This is a genomic window from Streptomyces sp. NPDC026301 (assembly GCF_055567935.1).
This window is the reverse complement of sequence record NZ_JBVHPN010000034.1, coordinates 11,419-27,618: the sequence shown is the minus strand read 5'-3', so window position 1 is coordinate 27,618 and position 16,200 is coordinate 11,419. Positions and strand designations below refer to the sequence as shown.

Below are 16,200 nucleotides of genomic sequence, written 5' to 3'. Positions count from 1 at the left end.
CTTTCTCGTGGGTTGCGGGGTGGGGTGGGGGGGGCGGGGGCCGGGTAGGGGGGCTCCCCCCGCGGCGGCAGGGGAACGGACGACGGTGACCGGCGGCAACGGGAGCGGGGGCGGCATGAGCGGGAGCGAGGGCAGAGTGGACGGGGCACCGGTGCGCGCGGAGCACGGGGCGGGCACGGGGACCGCACCGCCGGCCGGCGGGCCGGCCGCCGCTCTCAAGGAGCCGCCGCGGCTGCGGGACGGGGCGGCCTCCGAGGGGCAGCGGCGGCTGCGGCAGGCCGTCCCCGAGGGACAACCGCGGCGATGGGACACGGCCGCTCCTCCGAGGCCGCGGGAGGAGGCCGCTTCCGACGAGCAGCTGCGGCTGCGGGACGGGGCCCGGCGGTTCCTGGGCCGGCGGCGCGGCGTCGTGGCGCGGCTGGCCGCCTGGTCCGTCGCCGAGGCCGCCCAGACGTTCCTGCTCGGCTTCGCGCTGGCCCGGGCGATCGACGACGGGTTCCTCGCGGGCCGGGCCGTCGTGGGCCTGGGCTGGCTGGCCGCGGCCGCGCTGGCCGTCGCGGTCGGCTCGTACGGCACGGGCCGGGTCTACCGCTCCGTCGCCGACCTGGTGGAGCCGCTCCGCGACGAGCTGCTCCGACGGGTCGTCACCCGCGCGCTGCGGGAGGCCGACCACAGCGCGGTCTCCCGCGCCGCGCACCAGGTGGAGATCGCCCGCGACACCTTCGGCGGGCTGGTGATGGTGTCGCGGGGGTTCGTCTTCACGGCCGCCGGCGCGCTGGCCGGCCTCCTCTCGCTCGCGCCGGTACTGCTGCTCGTCGTCCTGCCGCCGCTCGTCGTGGGCCTCGCCCTCTTCGTGGTGACGCTGCGTCCGATGGCGCGCAGTCAGGAGACGTACCTGGCGGCTGATGAGGCCATCGCGCGCGGGGTGGGCGTGGCGGTCGGCGGGCTGCGCGACGTGACGGCCGGCGGCGCCGAGGAACGGGTGGCGCGCGAGGTGGGGGAGCGCTTCGACGCGGAGTGGCGCGCGTCGCGCACGCTCGCGCGCTGGGGCGTGTGCCGGGATCTGGCGCTCGGCGTGGGCGGGCGGCTGCCGGTGGTCCTGCTGCTGGTCACCGCGCCGTGGCTGCTGGGGAACGGGGTGACGCCGGGCGCGCTGGTCGGCGCGCTGGCCTACCTCACGCAGTCGATGCTGCCCGCGCTGCGGGCCCTGATGCACGGCCTGGGCACGTCCGGCACCCGGCTGGGCGTCGTCCTGCGCCGGCTGACGGGGGCCGGAGGGGGCGTCGGGAGCGCCGCGGACGCCGCGGACTCCACGACGGACGCGACGGGCCCGGCGGACACGGAAGCGGCAGGTGCCGCGACGGCGCCCGAGCCCACCGTGCCCGCCGGGTCCGCCCTCCCCGGTCCCGCCGGCGCCCCGGGAAGGCCCGCGCTCCCCGGTCCGGCCGGTGCCTCCGGAAGGCCCGCCCTGCCCGGTCCCGCGGGTGCCGCCGGAAGGGCCGCGCTCCCCGCCGTGCCCGAATTGCCGGCGCTGCCCTCGGGCGCCCCGGCCGCTCCGGCCGACCCTGCGGCGTCCGCGTCCGCGTCCACGTCCACGTCCGCGTCCGTATCCGCGTCCGCTTCGGCGGGCCGTGGCGGCGGGGCGCGGCACGCCAAGCGGCCGCGGCACGCGCTGCCGCCCAAGCGGCTGACGCTTCCCGGGGGGATCGCGGTGCCGGGGCGTGCGCCGGGCAGTCGGCTCGCGCTGGACGCGGGCGCGCACGCCGGGGACGACGAGCCGGTCGAGACCCCCGTACCGCTGCCCGCGTGGGCGACGCCGCCGGCCGGCAGCGGGCTGGCCCTGGAGGCGCGGGGGGTGTCCTTCGCGTACGGCGAGCACGCGACGCCCGTGGTGCAGGGGCTGGAGCTGACCCTGCCGGTCGGCGGGCACCTGGCCGTCGTGGGGCCGAGCGGCATCGGGAAGTCGACGCTCGCGGCGCTGCTCGCGGGGGTGCTGGTCCCCGATCGGGGGGAGATCCGGCTGGGCGGGAACGGCGCGGGGTCCAGGCGCGTTCTCGTACCGCAGCAGGCTTACGTGTTCTCCGGGACGCTCCGGGAGAACATGCTGTACCTCTGCCCGCGCCCCGAGGAGGTGCCGGACGCCGCGCTGCGGGCCTCGGCCGTGGCGGTCGGCGGTGCGGACCTGGTGCGGCGGCTGGGCGGCTTCGGCGCGCGGGTCACGCCCGGCACGCTCTCCGCCGGCGAGCGCCAGCTGATCGCCCTCGCCCGCGCCCATCTCGCGCCCGCCCCGCTCGCCATCCTCGACGAGGCCGGCTGCCATCTGGACGCGACGGCGGAAGCCCGCGTGGAGCGGGCCTTCGCGGCCCGGCCGGGCGGCTCACTGATCGTCGTCGCGCACCGCATCAGTTCGGCGCTCCGTGCGGACCGCGTCCTGGTGATGGACGGTACGTACGCCCTGTGCGGACGCCATCGGGACCTGCTGCGCCGCTCCGCGCTCTACCGCGACCTCGTGGGGGAGTGGGCGGACGCCGAAGCGGAGCCGGCCCTCCAGCGGTGACCGGCGGACGCCGAAGCGGAGCCGGCCCTCCAGCCGTGATCGGCGGACGCCGAAGGCCGGGACGTCCTCCCGGTGCGTGGGTCACAGCCAGCCCTCTCCCTGGGAGATGCGGATGGCGTCGACCCTGTTGCGGGCGCCGGTCTTGCGGGTGATCGCCGACATGTAGTTGCGCACCGTCCCGTTGGACAGGTGCAGCGTGCCGGCGATCTCGGCGACCGAAGCGCCCTCGGCGGCGAGCGTCAGGACGCTCAGCTCCCGCTGGGTGAGCGGCATTTCGGCGGCCTGCAGGAAGCCGAAGCCCAGCGAGCCGTCGACGAAGCGCCGGCCCGCGGCGACCTGACGTATGCCGACGGCCAGCTGCCCGGGCGAGCCCTCCTTGTCGACGAATCCGAGCGCGTCGGCCTCGAAGGCTCTGCGCAGCGGGCCCGGCCGGTGGGCGGAGCCGAGTACCAGCAGGGCAGGCCCCTTCGGCGGCCCGGCCGCGCCCTCCCGGCCGCCGCCCGCCCCGGGCTCCCCGCCGCACGGCACGGCCTCCGCCGCGCCGCTCATCGGGAGTTCCCGGTATCTGCTGACCTGCTGCGGGATGTGCGCGATGGGGCCGCGCGCGGGCGCGGCGCGGACCGGGACGGCGTGCGCGGCACTGCCGTGCGCCTCCGTCCTCGTCTGCGTGCCGCCCGCGGGGGCACCTCTCGCGGCGGCGCCGACGCCGCTCACCACGGCGCCGTGCGCCCCGGCCGCCGCTCTCGGGGCCCAACCGCTCCGGTACCCGTCGGTATTCCGATACGCACCGTCACTCCATCCGGCGTCCTCTCTCGCGGAAGTACCGTCGGCATGTGCCGCGGGCGCGGCACCGCTGTCCGATAGCTTTCGCAACGCGTTCAATCCGATCGGGATCGCGGAGTCCACATCCACCACACAGACGTCCGGCTGCAGCGCGCGCACCCGGCCCGCCGCGCCTTCCGGCGTGGACACCGCCACCTCTATGTCGTTTTCCCTGCTGAGCACCTCGGCCAACGCCCATCGGAACAGGCAGACGTCGTGCACCAGCAGCACCCGGATCACTGCAGTCCCCCTCCAGACCCCCGTGTACCGGCCTTATTTGGCAACCACCCCGAATTCATACCTGTAAAGGGCGCGCCGTGGGGCCGCAGATCAGGCCAAGAGGGGGCAAGGGGGCGCACGGGTGCACGGCGAGATGCATGTATGCACTCTGTGACGGCGCAAAACCGGGGCCGCGAAAGGGGATACCGGTGCGAAAGCGGGCTATTCCGGGCGCTGGGGGCCGGTCAGCTCGATGAGCCGGCAGACGGTCTCGATGTCGATCTTCACTTGCGCAATCGAGGCCCGGCCCGAGAGCCAGGTGATGAGCGCCGAGTGCCAGGTGTGCTCGATGACCCGCACGGCCGAGAGCTGCTCCGGGGTGGCGGCGGAATCCAGCCCCATGGCGTCCAGAATGATCGCCGTCGTCAGCCGCGAGACGGTGTCCACCTCGGGGCTCACCGACCGGTCGGCGAAGGTGAGCGCGCGCACCATCGCGTCCGCCAGGTGCGGTTCGCGCTGCATCGCGCGGAACGCGCGCATCAGCGTCTGGGCCACCCGCGCCCCGGGGTCACTCTCCGTCGGCGGCCGTTTGCGCAACGTCGCGTGCATGTGCTGCAGCTGGTCCTGCATGGTCGCCACCAGCAGATGGATCTTGGAGGGGAAGTAGCGGTACAGCGTGCCCAGGGCGACGTTCGACAACTCCGCGACCTCGCGCATCTGCACGGCGTCGAAACCGCCGCGCCCGGCCAGCTGCGCGCTGGCGTGCAGGATGCGGCGCCGGCGCGCTTCCTGGCGCTCGGTCAGCGGTGTACTGGCGGGAAGCGCCGGCCGGTGTTCGGAAGTCATGTGTCCCATTCCGTGGCGGTCCGTCCGTCCTGCGGGGGCTGTCGATCTGCTGATCGGGTCAGCATGGCAGGGGGTGGGTCGTGGCGCGAATCACCTGGTGCGGCTCTTTTCGCCAATGCCCCGACCGGTAGATTCGAGCCTGGTGAACTCGTCGGTAACCGATCGGTTCTGTAACTTGTTCTAGATTAGCGCCAGCGGTTACGCTCCGGCGAAAGTCCAGTGAGAGAGGGGCCGAGAGTGTCCGCTGAGGCCGTCCGGGCAGCCGCCGCTCGCCCCGCCGAGGTCACCGGCGACCGCCCCTTGCGGATCGCCCTGCTCACGTACAAGGGGAACCCGTTCTGCGGCGGCCAGGGCGTCTACGTACGCCACCTCTCGCGCGAACTGGCCGGGCTCGGCCACTCCGTGGAGGTCATCGGCGCCCAGCCCTACCCCGTACTGGACGGGGGCGTCCCGCTGACCGAGCTGCCCAGCCTGGACCTGTACCGGCAGCCGGACCCGTTCCGCACGCCCAAGCGCGGCGAGTACCGGGACTGGGTCGACGCGCTCGAAGTCGGCACGATGTGGACCGGCGGCTTCCCCGAGCCGCTCACCTTCTCCCTGCGGGCGCGCCGCCATCTGGCCGCGCGGCGCGGCGACTTCGACGTCGTGCACGACAACCAGACGCTCGGCTACGGCCTGCTCGGCGACCTCGGCGCGCCGCTGGTCACCACGATCCACCACCCCATCACCGTCGACCGGCAGCTGGACCTGGCCGCCGCCGACGGCTGGAAGCGGCGCGCCTCGGTCCGCCGCTGGTACGGCTTCACCCGCATGCAGAAGCGGGTGGCGCGCCGGCTGCCGTCCGTCCTCACCGTCTCCGGCTCCTCCCGCCAGGAGATCACCGACCACCTGGGCGTCCGTCAGGACCGCATCCACGTCGTGCACATCGGCGCCGACACCGACCTCTTCTCGCCGAACCCCGCGGTCCCCGAGATCCCCGGCCGCATCGTCACGACCTCCAGCGCGGATGTGCCGCTCAAGGGCCTGATCCACCTGGTCGAGGCGCTCGCCAAGGTCCGTACCGAGAACCCGGAGGCGCATCTCGTCGTGGTCGGCAAGCGCGCCGACGACGGGCCGGTGGCCGCCGCCATCGAGCGGTACGGGCTCGGCGGCGCCATCGAGTTCGTCAAGGGCATCAGCGACGCCGAGCTGGTCGACCTGGTCCGCTCCGCCCAAGTGGCCTGCGTGCCCTCCCTCTACGAAGGCTTCTCGCTGCCCGCCGCCGAGGCCATGGCCACCGGTACGCCGCTGCTGGCCACCACCGGCGGCGCCATCCCCGAGGTCGCCGGGCCCGACGGCGAGACCTGTCTCGCGGTGCCGCCGGGCGACGCGGGCGCGCTCGCCGCGGGCCTGAACCGGCTGCTCGGCGACGCGGAGCTGCGCCGCCGGCTCGGCACGGCGGGCCGTGCCCGCGTCCTCGCCCGCTTCACCTGGCGGCAGGCGGCCATCGGCACCGCCGAGCGCTACCGCGAGGCCATCGCCCGGCAGGCGGCGCACCGCCCGCGGGCCACTCCCCGTACGGCCGTGCAGGCCGCCGCCGAGCCCGCCGCGCGCGCCTGACAAGCTCTTGTCCCCTGCCCGCCGCGACTGCCGTGACCGCCATACCGTTCCCGCCGTCCCCGTGCGGCCGGGGCACCCCAGGACGAAAGCTGAGAGGCCGTGCTGACCGTCGACTTTTCCCGATTCCCGCTCGCACCGGGTGACCGCGTACTCGATCTGGGGTGCGGCGCGGGCCGGCACGCCTTCGAGTGCTACCGGCGCGGCGCGCACGTCGTGGCCCTCGATCAGAACGCCGAGGAGATCCGCGAGGTCGCCAAGTGGTTCGCCGCCATGGAGGAGGCCGGCGAGGCCCCGGCCGGCGCCACCGCGACCGCGATGGAGGGCGACGCGCTCGCGCTGCCCTTCCCCGACGACAGCTTCGACGTCGTGATCATCTCCGAGGTCATGGAGCACATCCCCGACGACAAGGGCGTGCTCGCCGAGATGGTCCGGGTCCTCAAGCCCGGCGGCCGGATCGCGGTGACCGTCCCGCGCTACGGCCCGGAGAAGGTCTGCTGGGCGCTCAGCGACGCGTACCACGAGGTCGAGGGCGGCCACATCCGCATCTACAAGGCCGACGAACTGCTCGGCAAGATGCGCGAGGCGGGCCTGCGCCCCTACGGCACGCACCACGCGCACGGGCTGCACTCCCCGTACTGGTGGCTCAAGTGCGCGTTCGGCGTGGACAACGACAAGGCGCTGCCGGTCAAGGCGTACCACAAGCTCCTGGTCTGGGACATCATGAAGAAGCCGCTGGCCACGCGGGTCGCCGAGAGCGCCCTCAACCCGCTCATCGGCAAGAGCTTCGTCGCGTACGCCACCAAGCCGCACGAGCCGAAGGCGCACGCCGCCGCCACGCACGACGAGCCCGCGCGAGCCGCCCTGTGACGAGCCCCGGGCGCACCGAACGACTCGTCCTGCCCGGAGTGCTCACCGCGGAGCAGGCCGCCCGCACCGTCGCCGGCATCCTCGCGACGCAGCGCGCCGACGGCGCCATCCCGTGGTTCCGGGGCCACCACCTCGACCCCTGGGACCACACCGAGGCCGCGATGGCCTTGGACGCCGCGGGCGAGCACGCCCGCGCCGAGGCCGCGTACCAGTGGCTCGCCGACCACCAGTTGCCCGACGGCTCCTGGTACGCCGCGTACGCCGACGGGGAGGCGGACCGGCCCACCGACCGCGGCCGCGAGACCAACTTCTGCGCGTACCTCGCCGTCGGCGTCTGGCACCACTACCTCTCCACCGGCGACGACACCTTCCTCGACCGCATGTGGTCCACCGTGTACGCGGCGATCGAGTTCGTCCTGGCCCTCCAGCAGCCCGGTGGCGAGATCGGCTGGAAGCGCGAGGACGACGGCACGCCCGTCAACGACGCGCTGCTCACCGGGTCCTCCTCCATCTACCAGGCGCTGCGTTGCGCCCTGGCCGTCGCCGACCAGTGCGGCGCGCCGCAGCCGGACTGGGAGCTGGCCGTCGGCCGGCTCGGCCACGCCATCCGCCACCACCCCGAACGCTTCCTGGACAAGTCCCGCTACTCCATGGACTGGTACTACCCGGTGCTCGGGGGCGCGCTGCGCGGCCAGGCCGCCAAGGAGCGCATCGAGGACCGGTGGGAGGACTTCGTCGTGCCCGGCCTCGGCGTGCGCTGCGTGCTGCCGAACCCCTGGGTCACCGGCGGCGAGAGCGCCGAACTGGCGCTGGCCCTCTGGGCGATGGGCGAGTCCGACCGCGCGGTGGACATCCTCCGCTCGATCCGGCATCTGCGCGCCGAGGACGGCATGTACTGGACCGGCTATGTCTTCGACGACGACACGGTCTGGCCGCGCGAGCTGACGTCGTGGACGGCCGGCTCCCTGCTGCTGGCGGTGGCCGCGCTCGGCGGCGACGAGGCGACCACGGCCGTCTTCGGCGGCGAGCGGCTCCCGACGGGCCTGAATCCGGACTGCTGCGGCTGATCCTCCTCTCCCGCCCGTCCTCAAATCGGGGGCGGGCGCGGGGAGATGCGCACTAGTGTGCGGGTATGACGCGTCTTGGGTATGAGAGGTACTGCGACGAGATCACGGCGCAGGCCCGGTTGTTCCGCGAGGCACTGCAGGGGGCGGACCTGAAGGCGACGGTGCCCACCTGCCCGGACTGGACGGTCGGTGACCTGACCCGGCACCTCGGCGGGGCGCTGCGCTGGATGGCGGAGACGGTGCGGACCCGGGCGACGGAGCCCGTGTCCGAGGAGCGGATCCCGGGTGCCGCGGGGCCCGACGACGGCGAGCCGGCGGCGCTGGGCGCCTGGCTGCGGGAGAGCGCGGCGCTGGCGGCCGGCGCGCTGTCGGAGGCCGGACCGGGCACCGCGGTGTGGAGCTGGACCGACGAGCGGAGCACGGACTTCTGGGTGCGGCGCGCGGTGCACGAGACCGTGGTCCACCGCGCGGACGCGGCGCTCGCGGTCGGCGTGCCGTACGAACTGGACCCCGAGGTCGCGGCCGACAGCCTGGAGGAGTGGCTGGAGATCGGGAGCCTGCCGCAGACGATGGAGCGGCGGCCGGAGCTGGCGCGGCTGCTGGGGCCGGGCCGGACGATCCATCTGCACGCCACCGACACCGACCCGGACAAGGACGGCGGGGAGTGGCTGATCGACCTCACGGGCGAGGCCATCACCTGGCGCCGGGGGCACGAGAAGGCCGCGGTGGCGCTGCGCGGGCCGATGAAGGACCTGCTGCTGGTGTTCTACCGGCGGCTGTCCGTGGAGGACGCGGATGTGACGGTCATCGGCGACCGCGCGCTGCTGGACGAGTGGCTGGAGCTGGTCAGCTTCGGGTGACCGGCCGCACTGTGGCTAGGCGTTGAGCTCGGCGAGGGTGCGCAGGGTGTGCGGGTCGGGGGCGGTGACCAGGAGGTCGGTGACCGGGCCCGCGCGCCACAACTCCAGCCGTTCGGCGAGGCGTTCGCGCGGGCCGACGAGGGAGATCTCGTCGGCGAAGGCGTCGGGGACGGCGCGCACGGCCTCCTCCCTGCGCCCCTCCAGGAAGAGCTGCTGGATCCGCCGAGCCGCCTCCTCGTACCCCATCCGCGCCATCAGGTCCGCGTGGAAATTCCGGGTCGCGTGCCCCATGCCGCCGATGTAGAAGCCGAGCATCGCCTTCACCGGCAGCAGCCCCTCCGCGACGTCGTCGCAGACCGCGGCGCGGACCATGGGCGCGACGCGGAAGCCCGCCGGCGCGTCGGCCAGCGCCGCCCGGTGGACGGAGACGCGCGTCGGCGACCAGTACAGCGGCAGCCAGCCGTCGGCGATGCGGGCGGTCTGCGCGATGTTCTTCGGGCCCTCGGCGGCGAGGAACAGGGGCAGTCCGGCGCGCAGGGGGTGGGTGATCGGCTTGAGCGGCCGGCCGAGGCCGGTGCCGTCCGGGCCGCGGTACGGATGGGCGTGGTAGCGGCCGTCCAGCGTCACCGGGCCGGCGCGGCGCAGCACCTGCCGTACGACGTCGACGTATTCGCGGGTCGCGGTCAGCGGGCTCTTGGGGAACGGCCTGCCGTACCAGCCCTCCACGACCTGCGGCCCGGACAGCCCCAACCCCAGCGTCAGCCGGCCGCCGCTGAGGTGGTCGAGGGTGAGCGCGTGCATCGCGGTGGCGGTGGGCGTGCGGGCCGCCATCTGCGCGATGCCGGTGCCCAGCCCGATCCGCGAGGTGTGGGCGGCGATCCAGGTGAGCGCGGTGAAGGCGTCCGAGCCCCAGGACTCCGCCGTCCACACCGAGTCGTAGCCCAACGCCTCGGCAGCGCGGGCGAGTTCGAGGTGGCGGGGGTCGGGTCCGCGGCCCCAGTAACCGAGCGCCAGTCCGAGCCGCATGCCGCTCCCTCCTGACGTACCGTCAGTTCGGTGCGGTGACTGTACGGGCCGCGGCCGGGGAAGGCAACGGCCCCCCGCCCACGGGAAGAGGGCGAGGGGCCGGGAATGCGGCAGGCGGGCGTCAGCCGCGCTGGATGCCGGTGGTGTCCTGCAGGACGCCGCGGCGGCCGTCCTGGGTCTGCGCGATCAGCGCCTGGCCGCGCTGCTCCACCGCGAGGTACCAGGTGCCGGGCGCCAGTTCGGCGATCGGCGTCGGGCTGCCGTCCTCGCCGTACAGCGGGCGGGCGACCGGAACCGCGAACCAGAACGGCGCGAACCCGTCGGCCGGCGCGGCGGTCTGCTGGTCGGCGGCGACGGGCGCCGGCTGGCCGGCCTGACCGCCCTGCGTGGGCTGCGGCTGGCCGCCGTACGAGGGCTGGCCGCCCTGCTGCTGAGCGCCCGGGTAGCCGTATCCCTGGCCCGGCACCTGCTGCTGCGCGCCCGGGTAGCCGTAGCCGGCGCCCGCGGGGTACGCGGACGGGGTGGCGGCGGGGGCGGTGACGAGCTGGGCCTGCAGCGCCGGGACGAGCGGCGCGGCGACGGCCGCGCCCGCGAGGATCAGCGCGGCGATGAAGCCGATGATGATGCCGGGGCCCGCGCTGCCGACGCCGATGATCGTCCAGAACGCGGTCCACGCGGCGAAGATCGTGATCGCGACACCGAACTGTCCCAGCTCGAGGCCGGCGATCTTGCGAGGCTGCGGCGTCATGCGGTGCACGACGATCAGCGCCGCACCGATGACACCCGCCAGGTAGATGCTCATGACGACCGGAAGCATGTCCCAGGCGTTGAAGCTCTCCAAGCCACCGGAGTAATCGAGGAACGAGGCGATGAACAGCAACACCGCTGCTCCGATCACCACGCCGTCGCCTCGTGTGAGGGATCGGATGTTCACGTAAGAAGTCCTTTGCCGTGTTTCGTCATGGGTCGTGCTGTCACCGATTGCGCACGGTGCGAGGCGCGGGGGTGGCCCCATCGTAAGGGGGAACCTACCGCCCCCTCCGCCGGGTCGTCTCGTCCGTATAAGGGGCGCGTCCGGCCCCTGCGGGCGGCGGCTGCCGCGGCTTCTCAGCCCCGCAGGAAGCCCGTGATGCCCTCGGTGATGCCGACGGCGGCCTTCTGACGCCAGGCGGGGTCGGTGAGGCGCGCGGCGTCCTGCGCGTCGCGCATGTTCCCGCACTCCAGGAAGACCTTCGGCACCCGGGAGAGGTTGAGCCCGCCCAGGTCGGTACGGGTGTCCAAGCCCTTGCCGGCGCCGATGTAGTTGGCCGGCGCGCTGCCGGTCGCCGCGACGAAGCGGCCCACGAGATGGTCGGCGAGGTTCCGCGACGGGCCGGTGATCTTACGGGTGTCCGCGCCGCCGCTGTGCACCACGCCGGGGCGGATCACGTGGAAGCCGCGGTTGCCGGCCCCGGCGCCGTCGGCGTGGATCGAGAGCGCGGCGTCCGCGTGCGCCTCGTTGCCGATCTCGGCGCGCTCGTCCACGCACGGGCCGTACGGGCGGTCGCCGTCCTGGGTGAAGACGACCTTCGCGCCTTCCTTCCGCAGCAGCGTGCGGGCACGGCGCGCCACGTCGAGCGTGAAGGACGCCTCCGCGTATCCGGCGTTGGTGGAGGTGCCGGTGGTGTCGCACTCCTTGCGCGCGTTGCCGACGTCGACCTGGCGCGCGATCTCCGCGGTGTGGTCGCGGTTGGTCGGATTGTGGCCGGGGTCGATCAGCACGACCTTGCCCCGGAGCGGTCCGCCCCGGCCCTCGTCGCCCTTGTCCCGGCCGCTCGTCCCCTCATGGCTCTTGCCCCCGTGGCTCTTGTCCCCGTCGTCCTCGCTCCGGCCGGCCGGCTGACCGGCGGGCGAGTGCGACCCGGCCGCCGCGGGCCGCTCCGGGCCCGGCCTGGCCTCGGACGCCGGACCGCTGCCGGTGGCGCCGCAGCCGGCGCAGCAGAGTGCTGTCAGTACCGCCGTCACGCCCAGCAGCGTGCGGACGGGGCGGCGGGAGGTGGGGGGAGTACTGCCGTTCGACACAGCGCGATCGTAACGTCCCGCGCCCGGAAGCCGGTGTTCCCGCGGGGCGCGTCCGCTGGCGCGTCCCGTCGCGCGTCCCTCAGATGCCGTCGCCCGTGCGCCGCAGGACGCGCAACGACCGGTGCGCCGAGACCTCCGTGAACGCGCCGGACTCCAGGGCGCGCCGGTAGACGCGGTACGGGGCCTGGCCCGTCCACTCGTCCACCGGGTCGGGGAAGACGTCGTGGATCACCAGCAGGCCGCCGGGCGCGACGTGCGGGGCCCAGCCCTCGTAGTCCGCCGTGGCGTGCTCGTCGGTGTGCCCGCCGTCGATGAAGACCAGGCCCGCCGGGGCCCGCCACAGCGCCGCGGCCTGCGGGGAGCGCCCGACGAGCGCGAGGACGTGCTCCTCCAGCCCCGCCGCGTGCAGCGTCCGCCGGAAGGTGGGCAGCGTGTCCATCCGCCCCACCTCGGGGTCGACGACCTCCGTGTCGTGGTACTCCCAGCCCGGCTGCTGCTCCTCGCTGCCGCGGTGGTGGTCCACGGTGACCGCGGTGACCCCGGTGGCGCGCGCGGCGTCGGCCAGCAGCAGCGTGGAGCGCCCGCAGTACGTGCCGATCTCGACCAGCGGCAGCCCGAGCGCGCCCGCCTCGACGGCCGCCGCGTACAGCGCGAGCCCCTCGTCCACGGGCATGAACCCCTTCGCCGCCTCGAACGCGGCGAGCGTCTCCGGCCGGGGAGCGGCGGTCATGGGCTTACCTCCAGGTGGCGGGCGCCGGGACTCGTTACCGACGCGTACATCCAGCTCATCGTGCCGCACGCCGGGCACGGGGGCGCGCGCGGGGGAGTCGTTACCCTCGTCGGGCCATCGTGATCAGTACGGGTGTACCGAGGGGGAGCGGATGACGGACGACGAGGGCGAGCGGGCGACGGGCGGCGGCCGGCGGAAGCGCAGGACGGCGATCGTGAGCACGGTGGCCGCGGGGGCGCTGTTCGCGGCCGGTGCCGGACTCTGGGCGACCGGTTCCTGGCCGTTCAAGGACCGTTACTGCTGGGGCGCCTGGCAAGAGGACAGTGGCGCGCTGGTCCTGGGGGACAAGGTGCTCTACGGGCAGGGCGCCGAGCGGACCGGCGCCGAGTCGGCGCCCCCGTCCCCCGAGCACCCGCGGGGCAGCTGCACGGTCACCGTGCACGCCGTCTCCGAGCCGGGCGGCGAGGACGGCCCGATCGACTACGACGAGCAGGTCCGGGTCCAGTACGGGCCGGTCCCGGTGGGCGCGGCGGACCGCAGGGAGTGGATCGCCACCCGGCTGGACGGCTCGGGCACGCCGCTCCCCGGCGGCCTGCCCGGCATGGTCGAGGAGGGCCATGCGGTGCTCGTACTGCCCGAGGAGTGCGACGTGGACGGCCGGCCCTCCGCGGTGACGGTCCGGCACACGGGTACCTCGGCGGACCGCGAGAACAGCGTGCCCATGGCCTCGGTCATCGGCACCCTGCCGCAGGTCACCGACCTGCTGCTGGCCGTGGCCGACAAGGGCATGGAGGCGGCGGGCTGCGCGCCGGACGAGCCGCTGCGCAGGACGGCGGAGCTCGGCCCGGAGCCGGGCGACCGGCTGCCGCAGAGCGAGGACCGGGACGTGTGCGGCCACCGCGGCGTCCGGCTCGGCCTCGACCCCGACCGGCGCTATCTGGTGCAGCCGGGCGTGGACCGCGCGGGACTCCAGTACTGCTCGCTGGACGAGTTCTGGGATCCCACGGTCCGCACCGAGTGGCGGGCGCACTTCCTCGCGACCTCGCTGCCGCGGCTGGCCGCGCTGTTCGACGGGCTGCCGGACGGGCGGGCGCGGGGGCTGGCGCGGGCCGAGTGCGACGGCCGGCCGACCGTGTTCTCGCTGTACACGAGCCCGGCGCTGCGGGAGCGTGCGAAGCCCTTCGCCGACCGGTCCTTCACCGCCTATGTGCGCTCGGCCGAGCGGCACTTGGGCTGCCCGGGCGCGGTGCCGAGTACCTGACCACCGGCGACCGCCCGGTAGCTGACTGGCCGTCAGCTCCAGCCTTCCGTCTTGCTGGAACCTGTTCTACTGTGCCCCGCATGGGGATCGGAATCGCGCGAGAGCAACGGGAGTTGGCGGCGGCGGTGCGCGGGTGGGCGACCCGTGCCGTGCCGTCCGAGGACCGGCGCAAGCTGCTCGACGCCGCGCCGGGGCCGGCCGGGCGGGCCGCCTGGTGGGCCGAGCTGGCCGCACAGGGGCTGCTCGGCCCGCAGCTTCCGGAGGAGTGCGGCGGGGGCGGCGGCGAGCTGCTGGACCTGGCCGTCGTCCTGGAGGAGACGGGCCGGGCCGGGCTGCCGGGGCCGTACCTGCCCAGCGCCCTGGCCGCCGAACTGCTGCACCGCGGTGGGCGGCCGGACCTTGTACGGGCCGTGGCCACGGGCGAGCGCATCGCCGCCGTCGCGCTGGAAGCGGGCGCGATGACGGCGGTCGAGGGTGCCGAGGGGTACGTCCTGGACGGCACGGCCCCGCCCGTACTCGGCGGCGGGGACGCCGATCTGCTGCTGCTGGCTGCCGAGACCGCCACCGGTACGGTCTGGCTGGCCGCCGACACCGGGACGACCGGGCTGACCGTCCGGGTGCCGCCCGGCGCCGATCCGACGCGCCCCGCCGCCGAAGTCACCGCGTCCGGCGCGCCGGTCTCCGCCGACCGCCTGGTCGCCGTCGACGCGGCGCTCGTACGGGACCTGGCCGGCACGCTGTTCGCCGCCGAGGCGTGCGGCACCGCCGCCTGGGCGCTGCGCACCGCGGCCGAGTACGCCGCCGTGCGCGAGCAGTTCGGGCGGCCCATCGGGCAGTTCCAGGCGGTCAAGCACCTGTGCGCGGAGATGCTCGTCCGGCTCGAACAGGCGCGGGCGCTCGTCTGGGACGCCGCCCGGGCCGTGGACGAGGCGCCGGAGGTGCGCGGGCTGGTGTCCGCGCTGGCCACCGCGACCGCCCTGGAGGCCGCGTTCACCTGTACCAAGGACTGCATCCAGATACTCGGCGGCATCGGCTTCACCTGGGAGCACGACGCGCATCTGTACCTGCGCCGGGCGACCGTGGCCCGGCAGCTGCTGGGCGGCCCGTCCGCGCACCGGCAGCGCGCGGCCCGGTACGGCGCGGCGGGCGCCCGGCGCGCGCTGCGGACCGAGCTGCCCGCCGGAGCGGAGCCCCACCGGGCCGCCGCCCGCACGGCGATCGCCGCCGTCCAGGGGCTCGACCCGGCCGCCGCGCGCCGGGCGCTCGCACCCACCGGCTACGCCGCGCCGCACCTCCCCGCGCCGTGGGGACTGGACGCCGGGCCCCTCCAGCAGCTCGCCGTACAGGAGGAGCTGCGCGCCGCCGGGGTCGAGGTGAGCGACCTGGGGATCGCCACCTGGGTGGTGCCCTCGCTCCTCGCGTACGGCACACCGGAGCAGCAAGAACAGCATCTGCCGCCCACCCTGAGCGGCGAGCGGCTGTGGTGCCAGCTGTTCTCCGAGCCGGGCGCGGGCTCCGACCTGGCGGCGCTGCGCACGAAGGCCGAGCGCACGGCGGACGGCGGCTGGCGGGTCAACGGGCAGAAGGTGTGGACCTCGGCCGCCCGGAACGCGCACTGCGGCATCCTGCTCGCCCGCACCGACCCCACCGCGCCCAAGCACCGTGGCCTGACGTTCTTCCTTGTCGACATGGCGACACCGGGCATCGACGTCAGGGCGCTGACGGAGATCACCGGGGACGCCCTCTTCAACGAGGTGTACTTCGACGACGTGCTGCTGCCGGCCGACGCGGTGGTCGGCGAGGCCGGCGACGGCTGGCGGGTGGCCCGGCACACGCTGGCCAACGAACGCGTCCACATGGCCGACCGGATGACCTTCGACACCGGCCTGGAGGCGCTGATCGCGCGGGTGGGCGAGGAGGACGGGGACGGGGCCCTGCGGGAGAAAGTGGGCGCGCTGGCCGCCGAGGCGCACGCGCTGGGCTGCATCGGGCTGCGCACCACCCTCCAGCAGGTCTCCGGGCTGGAGCCGGGCGCGGGCGCCAGCGTCCGCAAGCTCGTCCAGACGCGCCACCAGCAGGCCGTGGCCGAGCTGGCCCTCGAACTCCTCGGCCCCGCGGGCGCGGTGCGCGAGGGCGCGGGGGAACGGGCGCTGCACGGCTTCCTGATGTCCCGCTGCCTGACCATCGCGGGCGGCACCACCCAGGTACAGCTCAACGTCGTCGCGGAGCGGCTGCTCGGCCTGCCCAGGGACCCCGAGCCGCGCCCCCTCATCTAAGGAGCACCG

13 protein-coding genes are annotated in these 16,200 nt (G+C 74.9%); 7 read left to right on the top strand and 6 right to left on the bottom strand.

Annotation, left to right across the window (positions count from 1 at the left end):
* Window positions 1-115 precede the first annotated feature (115 nt).
* Entirely contained in the window at window positions 116-2,557 is a 2,442-nt protein-coding gene (locus ACZ4MH_RS33370) for an ABC transporter ATP-binding protein (RefSeq protein WP_351600091.1), read from the top strand.
* 81 nt (window positions 2,558-2,638) lie between these two features.
* On the opposite strand, the gene ACZ4MH_RS33365 is transcribed toward ACZ4MH_RS33370, so the two are convergent.
* Window positions 2,639-3,271 (bottom strand): helix-turn-helix transcriptional regulator, encoded by a 633-nt coding sequence (locus ACZ4MH_RS33365; protein WP_351600093.1) that lies wholly within the window; start codon window positions 3,269-3,271, stop codon window positions 2,639-2,641.
* A 549-nt stretch (window positions 3,272-3,820) separates the two neighbouring features.
* Complete coding sequence (locus tag ACZ4MH_RS33360; RefSeq protein ID WP_351600095.1) at window positions 3,821-4,444, bottom strand: TetR family transcriptional regulator; 624 nt, start codon at window positions 4,442-4,444, stop codon at window positions 3,821-3,823.
* Window positions 4,445-4,681: 237 nt separating this feature from the next.
* On the opposite strand from ACZ4MH_RS33360, the gene ACZ4MH_RS33355 reads away from it, so the two are divergent.
* The 4 genes from ACZ4MH_RS33355 (at window position 4,682) to ACZ4MH_RS33340 (ending at window position 8,837) form a co-directional block, all read left to right on the top strand.
* A complete protein-coding gene (locus ACZ4MH_RS33355) occupies window positions 4,682-6,043 on the top strand; it encodes a glycosyltransferase family 4 protein (protein ID WP_351600097.1) in 1,362 nt (453 codons plus the stop codon).
* A 99-nt stretch (window positions 6,044-6,142) separates the two neighbouring features.
* Complete coding sequence (locus ACZ4MH_RS33350; RefSeq protein ID WP_351600099.1) at window positions 6,143-6,910, top strand: class I SAM-dependent methyltransferase; 768 nt, start codon at window positions 6,143-6,145, stop codon at window positions 6,908-6,910.
* Window positions 6,907-7,977 carry a prenyltransferase/squalene oxidase repeat-containing protein gene (locus tag ACZ4MH_RS33345; RefSeq protein WP_351600101.1) on the top strand — a complete coding sequence of 357 codons (1,071 nt, stop codon included), beginning with the start codon at window positions 6,907-6,909 and terminating at the stop codon, window positions 7,975-7,977. Before ACZ4MH_RS33350 ends, ACZ4MH_RS33345 begins: the two co-directional genes overlap by 4 nt.
* Before the next feature lie 65 nt (window positions 7,978-8,042).
* Complete coding sequence (locus ACZ4MH_RS33340) at window positions 8,043-8,837, top strand: maleylpyruvate isomerase family mycothiol-dependent enzyme (protein WP_351600103.1); 795 nt, start codon at window positions 8,043-8,045, stop codon at window positions 8,835-8,837.
* A gap of 15 nt (window positions 8,838-8,852) precedes the next feature.
* On the opposite strand, the gene ACZ4MH_RS33335 is transcribed toward ACZ4MH_RS33340, so the two are convergent.
* The 4 genes from ACZ4MH_RS33335 to ACZ4MH_RS33320 all read right to left on the bottom strand — a co-directional run bounded on the left by ACZ4MH_RS33335 (window position 8,853) and on the right by ACZ4MH_RS33320 (window position 12,654).
* Entirely contained in the window at window positions 8,853-9,863 is a 1,011-nt protein-coding gene (locus ACZ4MH_RS33335) for an LLM class F420-dependent oxidoreductase (protein ID WP_351600105.1), read from the bottom strand.
* Between the two features lie 121 nt (window positions 9,864-9,984).
* Window positions 9,985-10,797 carry a hypothetical protein gene (locus tag ACZ4MH_RS33330; RefSeq protein ID WP_351600107.1) on the bottom strand — a complete coding sequence of 271 codons (813 nt, stop codon included), beginning with the start codon at window positions 10,795-10,797 and terminating at the stop codon, window positions 9,985-9,987.
* Window positions 10,798-10,970: 173 nt separating this feature from the next.
* A complete protein-coding gene (locus tag ACZ4MH_RS33325) occupies window positions 10,971-11,924 on the bottom strand; it encodes an N-acetylmuramoyl-L-alanine amidase (protein ID WP_351600109.1) in 954 nt (317 codons plus the stop codon).
* Window positions 11,925-12,003: 79 nt separating this feature from the next.
* Window positions 12,004-12,654, bottom strand: a complete 651-nt coding sequence (locus tag ACZ4MH_RS33320; RefSeq protein ID WP_351600110.1) for a class I SAM-dependent methyltransferase — start codon at window positions 12,652-12,654, stop codon at window positions 12,004-12,006.
* Window positions 12,655-12,805: 151 nt separating this feature from the next.
* Between ACZ4MH_RS33320 and ACZ4MH_RS33315 the strand changes: the two genes are divergently transcribed.
* Window positions 12,806-13,915 carry a hypothetical protein gene (locus ACZ4MH_RS33315; RefSeq protein WP_351600112.1) on the top strand — a complete coding sequence of 370 codons (1,110 nt, stop codon included), beginning with the start codon at window positions 12,806-12,808 and terminating at the stop codon, window positions 13,913-13,915.
* Between the two features lie 80 nt (window positions 13,916-13,995).
* Window positions 13,996-16,191, top strand: coding sequence for an acyl-CoA dehydrogenase (locus tag ACZ4MH_RS33310; protein WP_467754842.1), 2,196 nt, complete (start codon window positions 13,996-13,998; stop codon window positions 16,189-16,191).
* The last annotated feature ends 9 nt before the right edge of the window (window positions 16,192-16,200 follow it).

Coding starts and splice junctions, on each gene's coding strand:
- ACZ4MH_RS33370 (WP_351600091.1), top strand. CDS start 116: ATGAGCGGGAGCGAGGGCAGAGTGGACGGGGCACCGGTGCGCGCGGAG.
- ACZ4MH_RS33360 (WP_351600095.1), bottom strand. CDS start 4,444: ATGACTTCCGAACACCGGCCGGCGCTTCCCGCCAGTACACCGCTGACC.
- ACZ4MH_RS33340 (WP_351600103.1), top strand. CDS start 8,043: ATGACGCGTCTTGGGTATGAGAGGTACTGCGACGAGATCACGGCGCAG.
- ACZ4MH_RS33335 (WP_351600105.1), bottom strand. CDS start 9,863: ATGCGGCTCGGACTGGCGCTCGGTTACTGGGGCCGCGGACCCGACCCC.
- ACZ4MH_RS33320 (WP_351600110.1), bottom strand. CDS start 12,654: ATGACCGCCGCTCCCCGGCCGGAGACGCTCGCCGCGTTCGAGGCGGCG.
- ACZ4MH_RS33315 (WP_351600112.1), top strand. CDS start 12,806: ATGACGGACGACGAGGGCGAGCGGGCGACGGGCGGCGGCCGGCGGAAG.
- ACZ4MH_RS33310 (WP_467754842.1), top strand. CDS start 13,996: ATGGGGATCGGAATCGCGCGAGAGCAACGGGAGTTGGCGGCGGCGGTG.